16 protein-coding genes are annotated in these 19,875 nt (G+C 72.5%); 12 read left to right on the top strand and 4 right to left on the bottom strand.

Translation table 11 applies throughout. The features are described from left to right. Positions 1–100 precede the first annotated feature (100 nt). From AZE13_RS21340 to AZE13_RS21315, 6 genes are all read left to right on the top strand, one after another. The gene (locus AZE13_RS21340) at positions 101–1,312 is read left to right on the top strand and encodes a pyridoxal phosphate-dependent aminotransferase (RefSeq protein WP_066934249.1); all 1,212 of its coding nucleotides are present in this window, start codon (positions 101–103) and stop codon (positions 1,310–1,312) included. 149 nt (positions 1,313–1,461) lie between these two features. Continuing rightward, positions 1,462–2,739: an ergothioneine biosynthesis glutamate--cysteine ligase EgtA gene (gene egtA, locus AZE13_RS21335; protein WP_066934246.1), complete on the top strand. Its 1,278-nt coding sequence runs from the start codon at positions 1,462–1,464 to the stop codon at positions 2,737–2,739. Continuing rightward, a complete protein-coding gene (gene egtB, locus AZE13_RS21330) occupies positions 2,736–4,055 on the top strand; it encodes an ergothioneine biosynthesis protein EgtB (protein ID WP_066934243.1) in 1,320 nt (439 codons plus the stop codon). Before egtA ends, egtB begins: the two co-directional genes overlap by 4 nt. A 28-nt stretch (positions 4,056–4,083) precedes the next feature. Continuing rightward, positions 4,084–4,839, top strand: a complete 756-nt coding sequence (gene egtC, locus AZE13_RS21325; RefSeq protein ID WP_066934240.1) for an ergothioneine biosynthesis protein EgtC — start codon at positions 4,084–4,086, stop codon at positions 4,837–4,839. Then, positions 4,836–5,801: an L-histidine N(alpha)-methyltransferase gene (egtD, locus tag AZE13_RS21320; RefSeq protein ID WP_066934237.1), complete on the top strand. Its 966-nt coding sequence runs from the start codon at positions 4,836–4,838 to the stop codon at positions 5,799–5,801. The genes egtC and egtD overlap by 4 nt, the downstream gene beginning before the upstream one ends. Positions 5,802–6,078: 277 nt before the next feature. Further along, entirely contained in the window at positions 6,079–7,098 is a 1,020-nt protein-coding gene (locus AZE13_RS21315; RefSeq protein ID WP_258527910.1) for a trypsin-like serine peptidase, read from the top strand. On the opposite strand, the gene AZE13_RS21310 is transcribed toward AZE13_RS21315, so the two are convergent. After that, complete coding sequence (locus AZE13_RS21310) at positions 7,070–8,104, bottom strand: phosphatidylinositol-specific phospholipase C domain-containing protein (protein ID WP_066934234.1); 1,035 nt, start codon at positions 8,102–8,104, stop codon at positions 7,070–7,072. The two genes, AZE13_RS21315 and AZE13_RS21310, sit on opposite strands and share 29 nt — an antisense overlap. Before the next feature lie 187 nt (positions 8,105–8,291). Here AZE13_RS21310 and AZE13_RS21305 point away from each other — a divergent pair, with 187 nt between their 5' ends. Next, positions 8,292–8,909 carry a DUF2165 domain-containing protein gene (locus tag AZE13_RS21305; protein ID WP_079124220.1) on the top strand — a complete coding sequence of 206 codons (618 nt, stop codon included), beginning with the start codon at positions 8,292–8,294 and terminating at the stop codon, positions 8,907–8,909. Positions 8,910–8,963: 54 nt separating this feature from the next. Here AZE13_RS21305 and AZE13_RS21300 read toward each other — a convergent pair whose 3' ends face one another. Beyond that, positions 8,964–10,139: an FAD-dependent monooxygenase gene (locus AZE13_RS21300; protein ID WP_066934528.1), complete on the bottom strand. Its 1,176-nt coding sequence runs from the start codon at positions 10,137–10,139 to the stop codon at positions 8,964–8,966. 133 nt (positions 10,140–10,272) lie between these two features. After that, on the bottom strand, positions 10,273–13,467 hold the full coding sequence (locus tag AZE13_RS21295; RefSeq protein ID WP_066934231.1) for a cytochrome P450: 3,195 nt from the start codon (positions 13,465–13,467) through the stop codon (positions 10,273–10,275). A 105-nt stretch (positions 13,468–13,572) separates the two neighbouring features. On the opposite strand from AZE13_RS21295, the gene AZE13_RS21290 reads away from it, so the two are divergent. The 4 genes from AZE13_RS21290 (at position 13,573) to AZE13_RS21275 (ending at position 16,699) form a co-directional block, all read left to right on the top strand. Then, positions 13,573–14,217 (top strand): PAS domain-containing protein, encoded by a 645-nt coding sequence (locus AZE13_RS21290; RefSeq protein ID WP_066934228.1) that lies wholly within the window; start codon positions 13,573–13,575, stop codon positions 14,215–14,217. An 83-nt stretch (positions 14,218–14,300) separates the two neighbouring features. After that, complete coding sequence (locus tag AZE13_RS21285) at positions 14,301–14,762, top strand: universal stress protein (protein WP_066934225.1); 462 nt, start codon at positions 14,301–14,303, stop codon at positions 14,760–14,762. A 153-nt stretch (positions 14,763–14,915) separates the two neighbouring features. Then, complete coding sequence (locus AZE13_RS21280) at positions 14,916–15,131, top strand: dodecin (RefSeq protein WP_066934222.1); 216 nt, start codon at positions 14,916–14,918, stop codon at positions 15,129–15,131. 140 nt (positions 15,132–15,271) lie between these two features. Then, complete coding sequence (locus AZE13_RS21275; RefSeq protein ID WP_066934220.1) at positions 15,272–16,699, top strand: amino acid permease; 1,428 nt, start codon at positions 15,272–15,274, stop codon at positions 16,697–16,699. A gap of 150 nt (positions 16,700–16,849) precedes the next feature. On the opposite strand, the gene AZE13_RS21270 is transcribed toward AZE13_RS21275, so the two are convergent. Further along, the gene (locus tag AZE13_RS21270) at positions 16,850–17,323 is read right to left on the bottom strand and encodes a hypothetical protein (protein ID WP_066934217.1); all 474 of its coding nucleotides are present in this window, start codon (positions 17,321–17,323) and stop codon (positions 16,850–16,852) included. Between the two features lie 357 nt (positions 17,324–17,680). On the opposite strand from AZE13_RS21270, the gene AZE13_RS21265 reads away from it, so the two are divergent. Beyond that, positions 17,681–19,875 (top strand): GH92 family glycosyl hydrolase (locus tag AZE13_RS21265; RefSeq protein WP_079124250.1); only part of this gene is annotated, 2,195 nt, incomplete at its 3' end.

Below are 19,875 nucleotides of genomic sequence, written 5' to 3'. Positions count from 1 at the left end.
GAAGTTGGACTTTCCAAGTCCACACTTGGTAAAACCAAGTACGGTGTTTGCGAGTGCTCGCCGCGCCGAGCGGTGAGCGAGGGGACCGGGAGGCCGCCGCATGCAGTTCAAGCAGTCCAGCAAACTGAACGACGTCTGCTACGAGATCCGCGGACCGGTGATCGAGCACGCCGACGCGCTGGAGGAGGCCGGGCACAGCGTGCTGCGGCTGAACACCGGCAACCCCGCGCTGTTCGGCTTCGAGTGTCCCGAGGAGATCCTCCAGGACATGATGCGCAACCTCTCCCGCGCACACGGCTATACGGACTCCCGCGGCATCCTCCCGGCCCGCCGCGCGGTGGCCCAGCACTACCAGCGGGCGGGGCTGCCCGACGTCGGTGTCGACGACATCTACCTGGGCAACGGCGTCTCCGAACTGGTCTCCATGGCGGTGCAGGCGCTGCTGGACGACGGCGACGAGGTCCTCATCCCGGCCCCCGACTTCCCCCTCTGGACGGCGGTCACCACCCTCGCCGGCGGCAAGGCCGTGCACTACCTGTGCGACGAGTCCGCCGACTGGCTGCCGGACCTCGACGACCTCGCCTCGAAAATCACCGACCGGACCCGGGCACTGGTCATCATCAACCCCAACAACCCCACCGGCGCGGTCTATCCGCGCGAGCTGCTGGAGGGCATGCTCGATCTGGCCCGGCGCCACCAGCTGATGGTCTTCGCCGACGAGATCTACGACCGCATCCTCTACGACGGCGAGGTCCACCACCACTCTGCGGTCCTCGCCCCCGACCTGGTGTGCCTGACCTTCAGCGGGCTGTCCAAGTCCTACCGCGTGGCCGGTTTCCGCTCCGGCTGGCTGGTGGTCTCCGGCCCCAAGCAGCACGCCGCCGACTACCTGGAGGGCCTGGGGACCCTCGCCTCGATGCGGCTGTGCCCGAACGCGCCCGCCCAGTACGCGATCCAGGCGGCGCTCGGTGGCCGGCAGTCCATCAAGGAGCTGGTGCTGCCCGGCGGCCGGCTGCGCGAGCAGCGCGACCGGGCCTGGGAGCGGCTCAACGAGATCCCCGGTGTCTCCTGCGTCAAACCCAAGGGCGCGCTGTACGCCTTCCCCCGCCTGGACCCGGCCGTACACAAGATCCACGACGACGAGAAGTTCGTCCTGGACCTCCTCCTGCGGGAGAAGATTCAGGTCGTCCAGGGCACCGGTTTCAACTGGCCCCGCCCGGACCACTTCCGCATCCTCACCCTGCCGTACGCCGACGATCTCGACGCCGCGATCTGCCGGATCGGCCGCTTCCTGGCGGGCTACCGGCAGTGACGCCGGCCGCCCACGGAGCCCGCGACGGCGGGGCGCGTTCCCGTCACCCGACCGGCCGTACTGCGACGTCCCCTTGAGTGCGGCGCCCCGCACCCTATTAGGTGGAGGGCGGCAATCCTGCCGCCGTCCCCACCAGGGAGAGGGGTTCCATGCCCGTACGGCCCGCGGTATCGGAAGCGGAACTGGAAGCTCACCTACACGGAATATGCTTCAAGACGGGTCCGCCGCGCCTCATCGGCGTCGAGCTCGAATGGCTCCTCCACGACACCCGGCACCCCCGATGTCCGGTCGCACCGGACCGGCTGCACGAAGCGGCCGACGCCCTGCGCGCCCTCCCCCTCACCTCCCCCCTGACCTTCGAACCCGGCGGCCAGCTGGAGCTCAGCTCGCTGCCCGCCACCTCCCTCACCGAGTGCGTCGAGGCCATGTCGGCCGATCTGGCGCTGGTCCGCCCCGCCCTGCTGGCCCGGGGGCTGGGCATGGCCGGTCACGGCCACAATCCGTGGCACGCCCCGCGACGGGTCCTGCACGACCCGCGCTACGACGCCATGGAGGCGTACTTCGACCGCTGGGGCTCCGCCGGCCGCCACATGATGTGTGCCACGGCGTCCGTGCAGGTCTGCGTGGATGCCGGGCACGAGGAGCCGGGGCCGCTCGGGCTGGGCCGGCGCTGGCTGCTGGCGCATCTGCTCGGCGCGGTGCTGACCGCGGCGTTCGCCAACTCGCCCACCAGCGAGGGCTGTCCCACCGGCTACCGCAGCACCCGGCAGGCCGTCTGGTCCCGGATGGACCCGGACCGTACCCTCGCGCCGCCGCAGGGATCCGGTCCACGCGACGCATGGACCCGCTACGCCCTGGACGCTCCCGTGATGTGCGTCCGCACCGAGAACGGAAGCTGGGACGCGCCGGAGGGGCTCACCTTCCGCGAATGGATCCGTACCGGCACGCCCCGGCCGCCCACCAAGGAGGACCTCGACTACCACGTCACCACGCTCTTCCCGCCGGTCCGGCCACGCGGCCACCTGGAGCTGCGCATGATCGACGCGCAGCCGGGCGACGCGGGATGGGTGGTACCACTGGCCGTCACAGCCGCGCTGTTCGACGACCCGGAGGCCACCGAGCGCGCCTACCGCCTCGTCAAACCCCTCGCCGAAACGGCGGGGCAGCGGCCGGCCCCGCGCAACCCGCTGTGGCGGCGGGCGGCCCGCCGGGCGCTGACCGATCCGGAGCTGCACACCGCGGCGGTGGGCTGCTTCGCCGCCGCACAGGAGGCACTGCCCCGGCTCGGCGCCTCCCCCCGGGTACGCGCGGCGGTCGCGGAGTTCGCCGAACGCTACGTGGCGCGCGGCCGCTGTCCGGCGGACGACTACCTCGACGCCCCGCGCGCCGCAGAGCACGCACTCGTGCCGGAGAAGGAGAGCCCGTGACCACCGATCCCGAACTCCTCCGGGAGCGGGCGGCCTCGGCGCTGCTCGCCGCCCGTGCCCGCACCCACCTGCTGACCAGCTGCGTCGAACCCCCCGATCTCGTCGCCCAGCACTCCCCGTTGATGTCCCCCCTGGTGTGGGACCTGGCACACATCGGCAACCAGGAGGAGCAGTGGCTGCTGCGCACCGTCGGCGGCCGTGACCCGCTGCGGCCGGACATCGACTCCGTCTACGACGCCTTCGAGCATCCGCGCGCCGAGCGCCCCGCACTGCCGCTGCTGGCACCCGACGAGGCGCACGCCTACCTCACCGAGGTACGTGGCCGGGTACTGGACGTCCTGGAGCACACCCCGCTCCACGGCGGCCCGCTGCTGGACGCCGGCTTCGCCTTCGGCATGATCGCCCAGCACGAGCAGCAGCACGACGAGACCATGCTGATCACGCACCAGCTCCGTCGCGGGTCCCCGGTGCTCGGCGAGGCGGAGCCGCCGGTGGCCGACGTGGACGTCCTGGCCGCCGAAGTCCTCGTCCCCGGCGGTCCGTTCATCATGGGCACGTCCACCGAGCCCTGGGCTCTGGACAACGAACGGCCCGCACATCGCCGGCTGGTCCCCCCGTTCCTGATCGACACCACACCGGTCAGCAACGGCGCCTACCAACGGTTCATCGAGGCCGGCGGCTACCGGGACCCTCGCTGGTGGACCCCGGATGGCTGGGTCCAGGTCCAGGAACACACCCTGCGCGCCCCGCTGTTCTGGAAGCGGGACGGCCGCCAGTGGCTGCGCCGCAGATTCGGGGTGACCGAACCGGTCCCGCCGGACGAGCCAGTGCTCCACGTCAGCTGGTACGAGGCGGACGCCTACGCCCGCTGGGCCGGGCGGCGGCTGCCGACCGAGGCCGAGTGGGAGAAGGCCGCCCGGTACGACCCGTCGACCGGGCGGTCGACCCGCTATCCCTGGGGCGACCAGGACCCCGCCCCCGGGCACGCCAACCTCGGCCAGCGGCATCTGCGGCCCGCCCCGGTCGGCAGCTACCGCGACGGCGCGTCCCCCCTCGGGGTACGCCAGTTGATCGGAGACGTCTGGGAGTGGACGGCGAGCGGCTTCCTCCCGTACCCGGGCTTCGCCGCCTTCCCCTACCGCGAGTACTCGGAGGTGTTCTTCGGCGACCGGTACAAGGTCCTGCGCGGCGGGTCGTTCGCGGTCGGCCCGGTCGCCTGCCGGGGCACCTTCCGCAACTGGGACCTGCCGGTCCGGCGGCAGATCTTCGCCGGCTTCCGGACCGCCCGCGACGCCGGTCCGGAGGTGGCCGGATGACCCCGTCCGCCCGGGAGGTCATGGCCTGATGTGCCGCCACCTCGCCTACCTGGGACCGGAGATCCCCTTCGGCCGGATCGTGCTCACCCCGCCGCACAGCCTGTACCGGCAGTCCTGGGCGCCGCGCCGCCAGCGGCACGGCACGGTCAACGCGGACGGATTCGGTGTCGGCTGGTACGCGCCCGGCGACCCGGTGCCCGCCCGGTACCGGCGGGCCGGGCCGATCTGGGCCGATGAACAACTGCTCGACCTGGGACGCGTGGTCCGCACCGGCGCGCTGCTGGCCGCCGTACGCGACGCCACCGTGGCCGGCCCGGACGCCGAGGCGGCGGCCGCGCCGTTCACCGCCGGCCGCTACCTCTTCAGCCACAACGGCGCGGTGACCGGCTGGCCCGGCGCCCTCGCGCCCCTGGCCGCCGAACTGCCGCCGGAGGAGCTGCTCGGCCTGCAGGCCCGCTGCGACGCGGCGTTCCTCTGGGCCCTGGTCCACCACCGGCTCGCACGCGGCGACGAGCCCGGGGAGGCGCTGGCCGACACCGTACGGGCCGTCGCCGCGGCCGCGCCCGGCTCCCGGCTCAACCTGCTGCTCACCGACGGCACCACCATCGCCGCCACCGCCTGGGGCGACACCCTGTTCCACCTGGCCGTCCCCGGCGGCGGCCGGGTGGTGGCCGCCGAACCCCACGACGATTCACCCCACTGGACCGAGGTCCCGGACCGCACGCTGCTGCGCGCCACCCGGACCGAAGTCCTCCACACCCCGCTCAAGGAGCCCGCTACGTGACCCCCCTCAGCATCACCCGCACCCTCCCCGCCGACGCCACCGCGGCCGCGCTGCGCGCCGATGTCGTCCAGGGCCTGTCCCGCACGCCCAAACAGCTGCCGCCCAAGTGGTTCTACGACGCCCGCGGCAGCGACCTGTTCGAAGAGATCACCCAGCTCCCCGGCTACTACCCGACCCGCGCCGAGCGGGAGATCCTGCTCACCCACGCCGGCCGCATCGCCGCCGCCACCGGCGCCCGCACCCTGATCGAGCTGGGCTCCGGATCGTCCGACAAGACCCGCCACCTCATCGGCGCGCTCACCGGACTGCACAGCTATGTCCCCGTCGACGTCAGCGAATCCGCACTGGCCGCCGCCGGCGAGGCGCTGCTCGCCGAGCACCCCGGGCTGACCGTGCACGCACTGGTCGCCGACTTCGAGCAGGGCATCGAGCTCCCCGGCACGCCCGGCCCGCGGCTGCTGGCGTTCCTCGGCGGCACCATCGGCAATCTCCTCCCCGACGAGCGCGCCGCCTTCCTGCGCACCGTCCGCGCCCTGCTGTCCCCGGGCGACGCCCTGCTCCTCGGCACCGACCTGGTCAAGGACGAAGCCACGCTGGTCGCCGCGTACGACGATCCGCGGGGTGTGACGGCCGCGTTCAACAAGAACGTACTGGAGGTCATCAACCGCGAACTGGACGGCGACTTCGACCCCGCGGACTTCGACCACGTCGCCCTGTGGAACGCCGAGAACGAGTGGATCGAGATGCGGCTGCGGGCCCGCCGGGACCTGACCGTGAAGATCCCCGGCGCGGACCTGGCCGTCGCCTTCGAGGCGGGCGAGGACCTGCGCACCGAGGTCTCGGCGAAATTCCGCAGGGCCCGCGTCGAAAAGGAACTCGCCCACGCGGGCCTGGAGTTGACCCACTGGTGGACGGACACCGCGGACCGCTACGCCCTGTCACTGTCCACGGCCCGCGCCTGACCCCTCACCTCCGCCCCCACCGGTCTTCTTCCCCCCCACCCACGGGAGGGTGCGGCCCGCAGGACGCCAGTCCGGAGGGCCGCACCCGTGACGTACAGCCCCGCGCAGCGGCAACAGCGCCGCTGGGGGTACCTCCCACGCCCTTAAGGCAGTGGGGGAGAGACGGCGAGAAACGCCAAAAACGTACAGGGCGCCGCGCCGACGCAACGGCGAGCAACCACCACGGCGGGAACGCCGACAACGTGCGGGGCACCGCAAGGTCGGGGAAGATCACACCGTGGAAACGCACACCCGCCGCGCCCGGCCCGCCATCCCGCTGCGGGTGACCGTGGCGCTGGGGGCACTGACCGCCGTCGTCGGCAGCACCGCGCTCGCGCTGACCCTGCCGCTGCGCGATCCGTACCTGGCCGCCGGGGACCGTGCCACCGGCTCCTACCGCGCGACCCGGGCCGACGGCGACCAGGCGGCCGCGGCGGTGCTCGCGGGTCCGTACGAGGAGCGGCCCGGACCGCCCGTGACGGCCCGGCACGAGGGCGGAAGGACCGCCGCGCCGCCGGTTCCGCCGGTGGTCCCGCCGCCGCTGTCCCGGCCGCCGGCGGCGGCCCCGGCCGCGCCCGCGCCGGCCGTCGGCCCGCTCTTCGCACCCGACGGCGACGGCGATCCGGTCCACCACTGCACCGCGAGCGTGGTGCACTCCCCCGCCGGGGACCTCGTCGCCACCGCGGCGCACTGCGTGCACGACGGCGGGTTCCGCACCCGGCTCGTCTTCGCTCCCGGCCTGCACGACGGGATCGCGCCGTACGGCCTGTGGGTGCCCACCCGGGTCCACGTCGATCCGCGCTGGATCAGCGACCGGGACCCGGACCGCGATGTGGCGTTCCTGCGCGTCCGCAGGTACGGCCCGGCCGGCGGCCGGATCGAGGACCTCACCGGCGCCGAACGGATCCGGTTCGGCGCCCCGGCCGGGCGCCCGGCGCTGCTGACCGGCTACCCCGCCGACCGGGACACACCGGTCGGCTGCCGGCACACCGCGGACGCCGAGAGCCCGACGCAGCTGCGCTTCTCCTGCCCGGGGTTCCCCAACGGCACCAGCGGCGGGCCGTGGCTCACCGATCTCGATCCGGCCACCGGGACCGGAACGCTGATCGGGGTGATCGGCGGCCTCGACGAGGGCGGTGACGACCTCACCTCGTACAGCAGCCGGTTCGGCGGGGCCGTGGCCGCGCTCTACCGGCGCGCGGCCACGGGCTCCGTCCCCACGCCGGGCGTCAGGCCCCGCGTGGCACCACGGTCCTGAGGACGGACGGCAGCGGATACCAGTCGGCGGTGGCGAAGCTGGCGTGCGCGGAGGCGAGTTGGCCGACCCTGGCCAGCGCCTCGGCCTCGGTGGGCCGGGTGCCGTCGATCACCGGGGGAACCTTGTGCGCGTCGGTCATCACGAGGAGGTAGTGCCGGGCGTGGTACCAGGCGGTGTCGATGGACCCGTTCAGGTAGGTCGCGGCGTCCCCGTCGAAGACCACGAACCACGGGCGCAGCGCCGGGTCCGCGTAGCGGTCCCGCGGGTCGCCGGGCGCCGCCCCGTGCACCGCGGGGAAGGCCGTCGACCGGGCCAGCCGCCCCTGCCCGGCGAGGTCCTTCAGGTACGTCGCGTACTCGACGTCCGTCCACAGCTTGTCGAGCGGATTGCTCTCCTCCACCGTGCCGGGTATCAGCTCGAAGAGGAACTTCCCGGCCAGCTCGGCCCGGGCGGGCCAGCCCCCGGACCGCACCGCCTCGTCGGGCGTGGCGTGCCCGGCGGTGAGCTCGCCCGGCCCGTACACCGCGTCGCCCAGCTTCTGCCGCACCAGTGCGTCGAATTCGGCCGGACCACGGCCGCCCTTGGCGTTGAATCCGTCCTTCAGCTCGACCTTGACCAGGATCGGACGGTGGCCCGGGTGCGCGTCGTGCCAGGCCTTCATGTCCGCGAGGCAGCCGCCGAAGTCCTGGTCACGGCTCTTGGTGCGGAGCTCCGAAGGGTTCGCGGCGCCCTCGCAGTTGTTCTTGTTGCCCATCGGGTTGCCGTGCGAGACCCGCCAGGACCTGCCCAGTCCATTGGTCCAGAGGTCGAGTTCGAGCAGCGCGGCGCCGGAGTCCAGCGCGTCCGCGAAGTACGGGTACTTCTCCTTCTCGTAGGCGTTGTGGACGCCCACGGACGTGCTGGTTCCGTAGGTCAGGGCGGCCGGTTCGGCGCTCGCCGGCCCGCTCACCGCCATCATCGCCGCCGCCGCGGCGGCTACCGTCCCCACGCACCGCTTCCCGTTCATGCTCCCCGCTTTCCTGTGGTCCTCGGCTCCGGCCGTCCGGCCATGCGGAACCGCATATTCACTCGACTGGTCGATCGTGCGGTCGAATGGGGAGTAGCGTACGGAAGTTGACCACGATCAGGACCACGGGGTCGGCGGAAGCGGGACACACACCGGAGGACACCGCCGACCAGGGAAAGGCACGCACATGGCCGGTACCGACGACCACACCAACACCCACGGCGGCAGCACGGCTGACGCCGGGAAGGGAGCCGCCCCCGGGGCCGACCCTCACGTCCGTACCGGACTGTCGCTCGCGGCAACGCTGCTCACCGGGACGGTGGCGCTCTACATCGCCCTCGTCGCCTTCGGCAATATCACCGACTTCGACACCAACCAGCAGTTCGTCCGGCATGTCCTGGCGATGGACACCACGTTCCAGGACCCGGACCTGATGTGGCGGGCCATCACCTCGCAGCCGCTGCAGGACGCCGTGTACGTGGCGATCATCGTCTGGGAGACCGCCGCCGCGCTGACCCTGGCCGTCGCCACCGTGCTCTGGGCGATCGGGCCACGGCGCGGCGGCCTCGCCCGGGCCCGCCTGGTCAGCACCATCGGCCTGCTGATGATCCTGGTGCTGTTCGGTGCGGGATTCCTCGCCATCGGCGGTGAGTGGTTCGCGATGTGGCAGTCCAAGAACTGGAACGGCGTGGAAGCCGCGGCCCGCAACATCATGGTCGCCGGGATCGTCCTGCTCGTCGTCCACCTTCCGGGGACGGGCGGGCGGACCGGACGGAGGGGGCTGAGCGAGCCGGGCGGGAAGTAGCGACGACGACCGACCCGCGCCCCGTCCCCTCCCGGCCCGGCCGCGCCTCCCCCCTCACCACTCGATCCGGTACCCCGTCAGCCAGTTGCCGTCCCCCGGGCCGCCGCGCTCCGCGCCGTCCGCACGGGCCGGGCGGCCCCCGGACGTACCCGAGGCGATGCGCTGCGCCAGGCCGGCGCTGGCCGCGACGACCTTCTCCACCCGCTCCCGGCGCAGCTGCTCGTACGCGACGAAGGCGCGCCGCGGCTCCGGATGGTCGCGCAGGCACTTGGCGAGGACGATGCCGTCCTCGATGGCCATGGAGGCGCCCTGGGCGGCGTTGGGCGCGGCGGCGTGCGCGGCGTCGCCGAGGACGACCATGGTGTCGGTGTGCCAGGTCGGGGTGGAGGCGAGGTCGTAGGCGTTGGAGGCGACGATGCGGTCGTCGGTGGCGCGGACGATGGCGGCGGCCGGCGTGTCGTCGTCCGCGAGGAGTCCGGCGAGCCGTTCGCGCCAGGCCCGGGGTGCCGCGGCGGGCGGGTGGGCGCGGTCCAGTTCCGTACCGGGGATGTTGGCGAACCACCAGATCTCGCCGTCGGGGGCACGGGTGCAGCCGACGAAGGCCCGGCTGCCGTGAATCATGGTGTAGGTCTCCGGCGGCAGCGCGACATCGGCGTCCCGGGTGTAGCCGCAGACGGTGTTCTGGCCGGTGTAGCGCGGGCGCGGCGCGGCCGGGTCGATGAGGGTGCGGGTGACGGAGTGCAGGCCGTCCGCGCCGACGAGGAAGTCGCCCTCGGCGCGGCTGCCGTCGGCGAAGGTGGCGATCACCCGCGTGCCGCCGGCCGTGCGCACGGTCTCGGCACCGGTCAGCCGCTTCCCGTGCCGTACGGCGATCCCGCGGCGCGCGGCCTCGGTGTGCAGGACCTGGTAGAGCGTGGCCCGGCGCAGGGTGCGCGGGCCGAGGCCGGCGCCCTGTTCGGTGCCCGCGATGGGCCGCTCCCCCAGGCGTGCGCCGTCGCTGCCGATGAGCGCCACCCGTTGGGCCGGGAAGGAGTGCTCGACGACCGGAGCCTGTGCGTCGATCACCCGGAGTGCTTCGAGTCCGTTGGCGAAGACGACGAGGAAGGCGCCGACGTCGTCCGCCCCGGTCGGGTAGGACTCGAAGATCTCGGACTCCATACCGGCCTTCTGCAGTGCCATCGCGGTCACCGCGCCCGCGATGCCGCCTCCGATGATCAGTGCCTTGGTCATGCCGTTGTCCCCCCTGGTCGGGCTGCCGGCCGGGCGCCGGCCCGACCGGTGAACGGTACGGCCCGGGTCGGCCGCACCCCAACGGTACGTACGGCCCCGGGCCGGCCGGACCGCGGGGCCGTCCGCCACCGCGTCAGCCCGCCGCGTACACGTCCTCGATATAGCGGCCGGAGGCGGTCAGTTCGCGCAGCCAGGCCTCGGACTCCTGTGGGGAGGCGCCGGTGTGCGCGGCGTGCAGTTCGCGGAAGGCGGCCCGTACGCCCGGTGCCATCCGGCTGCCGTCGCCGCACACATAGACCCGCGCACCGGCCCGCAGCAGCTGCCACACCTCGGCGCTTTCGGCGGCGATGCGGTGCTGGACGTAACGGTGGCCGTGCTCCGGACGCGCGCTGAAGACAGGGCGTACGGAGACCGCGCCGGCGGCTTCGGCGGCGGCGAACTCCGCGGCGTGCAGGAAGTCCGCGGCCGGGTCGTCGCAGCCGAAGTACAGCACGGCGGGGGTGGTCCGGCCCGTGGCGACGCGGTCGGCGACGGCGCCGCGGAAGGGCGCGAGGCCGGTTCCGGCGGCGACCAGGATGACCGGGGTGTCGTCGTCCGGGTCGAGGCGGAAGGCCTCCCGGCAGGGCTGGACGCGGGCCAGGACCGTGTCGCCGGGCCGCAGGGTGTGCAGATGGGACGAACCGGTGCCACCGGGCAGCAGCGAGACCATCAGGTCGGCGTGCCGTCCGTCGGTGGCGGGTGAGGACGACACGGAGTAGGTGCGGGTGCGCAGCGGTGGCAGCAGTTCCAGGACCACCGGCCAGGGCAGCGCCCCGCGCAGCGCCGGATGGTCCTCGATCAGCTCGATCAGGGTGCGCGGGTCGTCCTCGTCCAGGTTCTCCAGAGCGTGCCGCTCGGGCGGACAGGGGTTGTGCGGGGCGAGCAGGGCGACAGCCTGCCCGGGTGCGGGCCGCGCCGCCAGCTCCAGGTGGTGGGTGAGGAGCCGGCGTACGGTCAGCGGCCGGTCGACGGGGAGGGTGTCGCGGCCGGGGCGGCGGCCGGGGTGGAGCGCGAGGACGGTGTCGAGGTCGGCGCCCAGCGCGCGGGCCGCCCGTTGGACGGTGGCCGGGGCGTTGGCGGGCAGGACGGCGAGGTGGTCGGCGGTGCGGTAGGAGACGCCGTCCGGCAGCGCGAGCCGCAGGAAGCGCTTGGGCCGCGGCCAGTCCCGCGCCGTCAGGTCGTAGGCCTCGGTGACGGTCATCGGGGTGAGGCCGTGCCGGGCGGCGAGCGCGTCCAGCGGGCCGCCGGTGACCTCGGTGACGGTGTAGCCGGTGTCCTCGGCGGCGGGGGCGGCACCGGCACTGGCCGGGTCGCCGTACCGGCTGAGCAGCCGGGTGCGGAGCGCGGCGGTGAACTCCTTGACGGTGCCGCGGAGATCGCCCGAGGCGTCGGCCTCGGCGCGGGGCAGCAGCCGCTGGCCGCCGAGCGCGCCGAGCCGGTCGTCGATGAGGGCCGGTACGTGCTGGTAGGTGGCGGCCCAGTTGCGGTCGCCGACGCCGAGTACCGCGAACGGGAGGTCCGCGGCGGCGCCGTCCGGAGCGGTCGTCAGCCAGCGGACGAACGCGGCCGCGTCGTCGGTGGGCTGCCCGTTGTAGGAGGCGGCGACGATGACGACGGGACGGTCGGCGGGGAGCCGGCCCGCGCAGGTGTCCAGCGGCGCCACCTCGGTCTCGAAGCCGAGGCCGGTGGCGTCGTCGGCGAGCCGCTCGGCGAACTCGCGGCAGGTGCCGTAGTTGCTGCCGTGCAGGAGCAGCAGGCCGGTGCCCTGGGGGACCCGGGTGGGGAGTCCGGCATCGGCGGCGGTGTCGTCCGCGGAGCCCTCGGTGGCGCCGGGCAGGACGCCGAGCGCGGCGCGCACCGCGGCCCGGTCGGCGGGCGTCCGGGGGGCCAGGGTGAGCGTGAACCCTTCGGGCTTGAGGGTCAGGGTCTCCTTGATGCGCAGCCGGTAGTCACGGTGGTCGATCAGGCGGTAGCGGTGCGCGAGCAGGGCGAGCAGCATGGTCGCCTCGTGCAGCGCGAACTGCCGCCCGATGCAGGCGCGTTCACCGGTGCCGAACGGCTTGTAGGCGTGCGGTGAGCGGGCCGCCTCGGCCTCCGGGCCGAAGCGGGACGGGTCGAAGAGTTCGGGGTTGTCGCCCCAGGCGGGGTCGCGGTGCAGCATCGGGGTGAGCACGGTGACCAGTTCTCCGGCCTTGACCGGGTAGCGGCCGCCGATCACGGTGTCCTCGCGGGCCTGGCGGCTGAAGGCGGCAGCGGTGGGCCACAGCCGCAGTGCCTCGTTGAGGACCTGCCGGGTGAACGGCAGCCGGCCGATGTCCTCGAAGGACGGGTCGGGGTCGTCCTGGTCGCCCCACAGCTCATCGGCCTCGCGCTGGACCATGCGCAGCGCGAGCGGGTCCTTGACGAGGTGGTGGAGGGCGAACGAGAGTGCGCCCGAGGTGGTCTCGTGGCCGGCGATGAGGAAGGTGATGACCTGGTTGCGGATGTTGGCGAGATCCAGGGACGGGCCGCCGGGACCGCCGCCGTCGCCGTCGCCCCGGCCGCGGGCGGCGAGCATCAGCCCCAGCAGGTCGTCGTCGCGGGTCTCACCGCTCGCCGTACGGGCGGCGATGACCTCGTCGACGACGGAGGCGAGGTAGTCCGCGTCGGCGCGGAACGCCGCGTCCGCCGCCGAGTGGTCGGCATCCGGGTCACGGGCGAACTTCCGCATGCTCCACTCCAGACAGCGCACCATGGCCTCGACGAACGGGTGCGCCTCCTCGCCGCGGGAGAACGACGCGAAGTCGAAGCCGAAGCCGGCGAGTCCGATGGTGTCGAGCGTCATGCGGGTCATGTCCTCGGCGACCTGAACCGGTGTGCCGTCGGCCGCCTTCCGGTCCCATGCGGCCATGACCCGGCGGGCGACCCGCAGCATCGCGGGGTGGTACGTACGCATCGAGCCGAGCGCGAAGGCCGGCATCAGGACCTCGTGCGCCCTGGCCCAGTTCGGCTCGTCGTTGTAGGCGGTGAACAGACCGTCGCCGGCGAACTCCCGGACGTTCTCCAGCACCACCGAGACGCCCTTGCTGAAGCGCGTCTCGTCGGCGACCTCGGTCACCAGGTCGAGCGAGCTGAGGAAGTACGTCTCGCGGTCGCCAACCTTGCGTATGAAGACCGGCCCGTGGACCCGGGCGAGGTCCATGGCCTGCTGGACGGGTGTGTCGGTGAGGCCGCCCGCTGTGAGGTCGGCGACCGGGATGCTGTCATCGGCGGCGCGTCCGCCGCTGTGGAGCGCGAGAGTGTCGGTCATGTCTCCAGCGTGCGGGGCCCGGCGCACGGCTCACGGCCCGGCAACTGCATGATTGTGCAGTGTTTTTTCGCTGCGGGCTCTTGCGCGCGGACCGGAGGAAGGACAATGGACGACTGTACTGACGACCTGGCCGCGCCGCACAGCGGTGACCCGTGGCACAACTACTTCCTGATCCTCCTGGACCGCATCCCCACCCCGATCGCGGTGTGCCGGAGCGACGGTGTGGTGCTGATCGCCAATCCGGCGATGGCCGCGCAGTGGGGTGCGGCTCCCGGACAGCTGCGCGGCCGCAATCTGCTGGACCTGTTCAAGCCCCGGGCGCAGGAACAGCTGCTGCGGATCGAGGAGGCGCTGCGGCTGGGCCGCCGGTCCCGCTACCCGGTCGAGGTGCACTGGCGGGCCGGGGCCGACGGCGCCGGACGGGAGGGGGAACTCACGGTGGACCCGGTCGGCGATCCCTCCGGACAGCCGCCCGCGCTACTGGCGGTGCTGCGGGTGCGCGAGACCGCCCGGCCGGCGGCGCCGCCCGGCGCGGCGAGCCCGGTGGAGGCCCGGATCCTGGCGCTCGCAGCCGGCGGCGCCACCACGGCCTCGATCGGTACGGCGCTGGGCCTGACGGTCGACGGGGTGAACTACCACCTCACCCGGCTGGCCCGCCGCTGGCGCGTCCAGGGCCGTACCGCGCTGGTCGCCAAGGCGTATGTGCTGGGCGTGCTGTCGCCGGAAGCCTGGCCGCCGGCCCCCGCCTGACCCCTGTCCGGCGTACCCGCCGTGGCGCGCGGCGGGGTGACCCGGGAGCCACGTCAGCACGCGTGTACGGATAGCCTCCCCGTGTGGAGGAGAACGCAGCCGCGCGGTTCGAGCGCGGAACGGACGGTCCGAAGGTCATCGTCGTCGGCGTCGACGGCTCCGACTCGTCGTGGCGCGCCGCGGCGTACGCGTCCGGGCTGGCCAGACGCCAGGGGTCGAAGCTGGTGCTGGTCTACGTCCAGCCGGTGCTGCCGGCCGGGGCGGCGATGGGTGCCCCGGTGCTGGATACCACGAACGAGGTCGCCGAGGAGCTGATGGCCGGGATCCGCGAGGCCACCGAGCGCGTGCAGGGGACGTACGACGTGCGCTGGGAGTTCCACACCCTGCGCGGCGACCCGTACAACGGCATGGTCCAGATGGCCGACGAGCTCAAGGCCGACGCGGTGGTGGTGGGCGCGTCGGAGTCGGCCGGGCACCGCATCATGGGTTCGGTCGCGGTCCGCCTGGTCAAGGCCGGCCGCTGGCCGGTCACCGTCGTGCCCTAGACCGATGGGCCCCGGACCGCCAAGCCCCTGGGAGGGTGCGGGACCTGGGGAGAGCGCGGGGCCGTTGGGGGTGCTCCGCTGGTGAGGTGCACAGGTCTGCGGCATGGTCGGAGGTGGACGGGCGGAGCGCCGCCCCGGCCCAGGGAGAGCACCGTGACCGACCACACGTATCGCGTGACCGAGATCGTCGGTACGTCGCAGCGGAGTGTGGAAGCCGCGATCAGCAATGGCGTCAGGCGTGCCTCGCAGACCCTGCGCAACCTCGACTGGTTCGAGGTCACCGAGGTGCGCGGGAATCTCGTCAATGGCGAGATCGACCACTATCAGGTCGGGCTGAAGGTCGGCTTCCGTCTGGAGGACGCCGGCTGACGGGTATTTCCCTGCATGTCGGTGGGTGCCTCCCGGCGGGTCCGGCCCCGCATAGGGAGTCGCCTTCCTCCAGCGCCCGCGAGGGACCATGATGATCCGCCGTTGGAGCACGACGGAGTGAGCCTACGGAGGGCTGACGCATGGGGTTGCGCGCGGGAAAGGGCGCATTGCGCCGCAAACCGATCGAACACATCGAGGAGGCGGAGGGCTCCGCGAGCCAGCAGCTCACCCGGGCACTCGGCCTGTGGCAGCTGACCGCCATCGGTGTCGGCGGCATCATCGGCGCCGGAATCTTCACGCTGGCCGGCACCGTCGCGAACGGCAAGGCCGGGCCCGCGGTCCTGATCTCGTTTCTCATCGCGGGTGTCGCCAGCGCCGCGGCGGCCTTCTCGTACGCGGAATTCGCCGGGCTGATCCCGAAGGCGGGCTCGGCGTACACCTACGGCTATGCGGTGCTCGGTGAGCTGGCCGGCTGGTTCATCGGCTGGGATCTGCTACTCGAATACACCGCGATCGTCGCGGTGGTCGCCATCGGCATCTCCGGCTATTTCGGCTTTCTGCTGGGCGAGGTGGGCCTCGATCTGCCGGCCTGGATGCTGGGCGCGCCCGGCACCGGGCCGGGACACCGCGTCGACCTGTTCGCGGCGCTGCTCTGCCTGCTGATCGCCTATCTGCTGACCCTCGGTATCAAGAACGCCGCGCGCTTCGAAACCGTCGTGGTCGTCCTGAAGGTCCTGGTGGTCGCGGTGGTCATCGCCGTCGGCTTCTTCCAGATCAAGTCGCAGAATTACCAGCCGTTCTTCCCCTTCGGGGTGAGCGGGGCGTTCACCGGCGCGGCCACCGTGTTCTTCGCCGTCTTCGGTTATGACGCGATGAGTACCGCGGCCGAGGAGTCCAAGGACGCCCAGCGCCATATGCCGAGGGCGATCATCTATTCGCTGGTGATCTCGATGGTGCTGTACGTACTGGCCTGCCTGGTGCTGACGGGAATGCAGAACTACCAGGACATCGACCCGGAGAGCGGTTTCTCGTCGGCGTTCAAGTCGGTGGGGCTGACCGGGCTCGCCGATGTCATCGCGGTCGGCGCGATCATCGGCATCCTCACCGTCATGTTCACCTTCATGCTCGGGGTGACCCGGGTCTGGTTCTCGATGAGCCGCGACGGTCTGCTGCCGAAGTGGTTCGCCAAGACCAGCCCCACCCGCCATGTGCCGGTCCGGGTGACCTGGATCGTCGGCTTCGCCTCCGCGGTCATCGCGGGCTTTCTGCCGATCGGCGAGGCGGCCGAGCTGACGAACATCGGCATCCTGTTGGCGTTCGTGGTGGTCTGCATCGCGGTGATCGTCCTCCGCTACAAGCGTCCCGACCTGCCGCGCACCTTCCGTACGCCGGGTATGCCGGTGGTGCCGGCGCTCGGCGTGTGCTTCTCCGTGTGGCTGATCACCTTCCTGGAGTGGCAGACCTGGGTGCGCTTCGCGGTCTGGTTCCTGGTCGGCCTGGTCGTCTACTTCGCGTACTCCTACCGGCACTCGAACCTGGCGCGGGAGAAGAGCGACAGCTCCGGATGAGCGGAACCCGGCGGTGAGACGGACGCCGGGGGCCGGACACCGGTGAGACGGACGCCGGGGGGCCGGACCGGGACCGGCGGGCGGATGCCCCGCCGGTCCCCCTTGCGGCCGGACCGGATGACGGAACGCGGACCGGCCGGAAGCGACCGGTCAGAACTCGAACGGCCCGGGTGACTGCGCCGACGTGGCGTCGCAGGTGGCCGTGGTCCCCAGCACACTGACCGTCAGGGATGTGGCCTCCAGCTTGTCGCCGGCGGCGACCGTACCCTTCAGCGGCCCGGTGGAGACCGCGCTCCCGGCCGGGATCTCCGGGTTGGCCTTGCCGGTGAACTCCGTGGTGCCCGAGCCGTTCTTGAGCTTCAGCGTCGACTCGACCGAGTTCGCACCGATCTTTATCGGCGAGGTGATCGCCGAGGTGGACACCTCGATCGTGGCGGCCGTGCCGTCCTGGGTCGCGGTGAGCGTCGCCTCGCCCGAGCCGTACGAACCGCAGTCGAACGAGAGGGTGGCGGTGCCGGGCGTCACCGCGGCCGCGCCCGGCGCCATCGCCAGTGTGCCCGCGAGGGCGATCGCCGCGCCGAGCGCCGCAGCCATGCCGTACGTGCCCGGTCCGATGTGCCTCATGGGGGATACCGCCTTCGTGTGGGGGTGGCAGGTCCGTGACACCGGCCGTCGAGGGGTGCATGAGGGAACGACAGGCAGCCACGCGGGGCCCGCGGTCGGGCACCCGTACCGACCACGCCAGGACCCGCCGGACCTGACGCAGAGTCAGCAACCTGAATCGCGCATCCATTGAGGCACGCACCCCGGAAGAGGGCAAGGCAGGTTCCCATGATTTTTGACGTGACCGCGACATGTCGCGCAGGGTCCGGGACGCGGCCCCGCCCTTGCGTGCACCCTTGACGTGCACCTGCCCGTCACCAAGAATGGGCGCGCGCTCGACAACGTTGTCGACTCTCCCCTCTCCGGAGGTCCGGATCCATGCCGAATCCCCGTCACATCCGGCTGCGCGGCGTGGGCGTGGTGCTGGCGGCCGCGCTGACCGGGAGCGCACTCGCGGTCCCCGCCGCGCAGGCCGAGCCGTCCGGCGCCCCGCCCGGCGGCCCGCTCACCGGCCTGGTCAACCCGTTCATCGGCAGCCGGAACGACGGCAACACCTTTCCGGGTGCCGCCGTACCGTTCGGCATGGTGCAGCTCTCCCCCGACACCGGGCACAACACCGGCTACGACTACGACGACGACCACATCCGGGGGTTCAGCTCGGTGCACCTCTCCGGCGTCGGCTGCGAACTCGGCGGCGATCTGCCGGTGCTGCCGACCACGGGCGGCATCACCGAGACCGACTACGCGACGTACGCGGCCGCCTTCCGTCATGACGAAGAGTCGGCCCGCCCCGGCTACTACCGCGTCCGGCTGACCTCCTACGGAGGCATCACCGCCGAGCTGACCGCCACCGCCCGCACCGGCCGGCAGCGCTACACCTTCCCGGCCACCGATCAGGCCAATGTGCTGCTCAACACCGGCCAGTCGCTGCACAGGACGGTCTCCACCCGGGTGGAGGTGCTGGACTCCCGCACCATCCGCACCGCCATCACCGGCCGCGGTTTCTGCCAGGACACCCAGCCGTACACGGTCCACACCCTCACCCGCTTCAACCGGCCGTTCACGTCCTACGGAACCTGGGACGGGGACAAGGTGACACCCGGTTCGAAGGAGTCGACGGCGAGCGGACGGCACGGCGCCTACGCCCGCTTCGACACCCGCGCGGACCGTACGGTCGAGGCGACCACCGCCCTCAGCTACGTCGACGCGGCGGGCGCGGCCGGTAACCTGCGCGCCGAGGGCGGGGGCTCCTTCGACCGGGTACGGGCCGCCGCGGACGCCGCCTGGGAGCGGCGGCTGGCCCAGGTGAAGGTCGGCGGTGGCGGCCCGGCGCTGCGCCGTACCTTCTACTCCTCCCTCTACCGGTCGTTCCTCGCGCCGAACCTCGGCAGCGATGCCGACGGGCGCTACACCGGATGGGACCGGAGGGTCCACCGCACCGCGGAGTCCGGGGGATCCGCGTACTACCAGAACTGGTCCTTGTGGGACACCTACCGCACCCAGGCGCAGCTGCTCGCCCTGCTGGCGCCGCGGGAGTCGCGCGATATGGCACTGTCGGTGCTGCGCGTCGGCAAGGAGGGCGGCTGGCTGCCCAAGTGGGGCTACGGCACGGTCGAGACGAACATCATGACCGGCGACCCGGTGACCCCGTTCCTCACCAACGCCTACCAGCAGGGGCTGCTGGCCGGACACGAGGAGGAGGCCTACGCGGCGCTGAAGAAGAACGCCGACGGGGTGCCGCCGGCGGATTCACCGGCCGTCGGGCGGGAGGCCAACGCCCCGTATCTGAAGGACGGTTTCGTGCCGTACCTCAAGGGCCGCCCGCACCCCAAGCCCGGCGACTCGGACTTCGACCACGGCGCCTCGGCGACCCTGGAGTACGCCCTGTCGGACGCGATGCTGGCGCAGATGGCCCGCGATCTGGGGCACCGGGCGGACGCCGACCGGTATGCGGCCCGGGCGCGCAACTACCGGAACATCTTCGACGGTTCGACCGGTTTCTTCCGGGCGCGGGACGCACACGGCGCGTTCACCGGCCCGGCCGACCCGGCCAGGAGCGAGGGCTTCCACGAAGGCACGTCCTGGCAGTACCAGTGGCTGGTGCCGCAGGACCTGCCGGGGATGCTGAAGCTGATCGGCGGCCCGGACCGGGCCGATGAGCGGCTCGACGCGTTCTTCGCCTACCGGGAGCTGCTGCGGGATCCGGAGAAGACCGCCCGTGAGGTGTGGGTCAACGGCCCGTACGACTACGACAACTCCGACAAGTACAACCCGCAGAACGAGCCGGACCTGATCGCGCCGTACACCTACCTCTCCACCGGCCGTCCCTGGAAGACGACCGATGTGGTGCACGCGGCGCTGACGCTGTTCACCGACACACCAGCCGGTATGACCGGGAACGACGATCTGGGGACCATGTCGGCGTGGATGGTGCTGTCGTCCCTCGGGGTGTTCCCGGTGCAGCCGGGCACCGACACCTGGGGCCTGAGCACACCGGTCTTCGACCGGGTGGAGCTGACGCTGGACCGGCATTACTACCCGGCCGGGCGGTTCGCCATCAGCGCCCCCGGGAC

The sequence above is a fragment of the Streptomyces sp. NBRC 110611 genome (genome assembly GCF_001590865.1).
Lineage (GTDB): Bacteria > Actinomycetota > Actinomycetes > Streptomycetales > Streptomycetaceae > Streptomyces.
The sequence above is the reverse complement of the archived record's forward strand: the minus strand, read 5'-3'. Positions and strand labels throughout refer to the sequence as shown.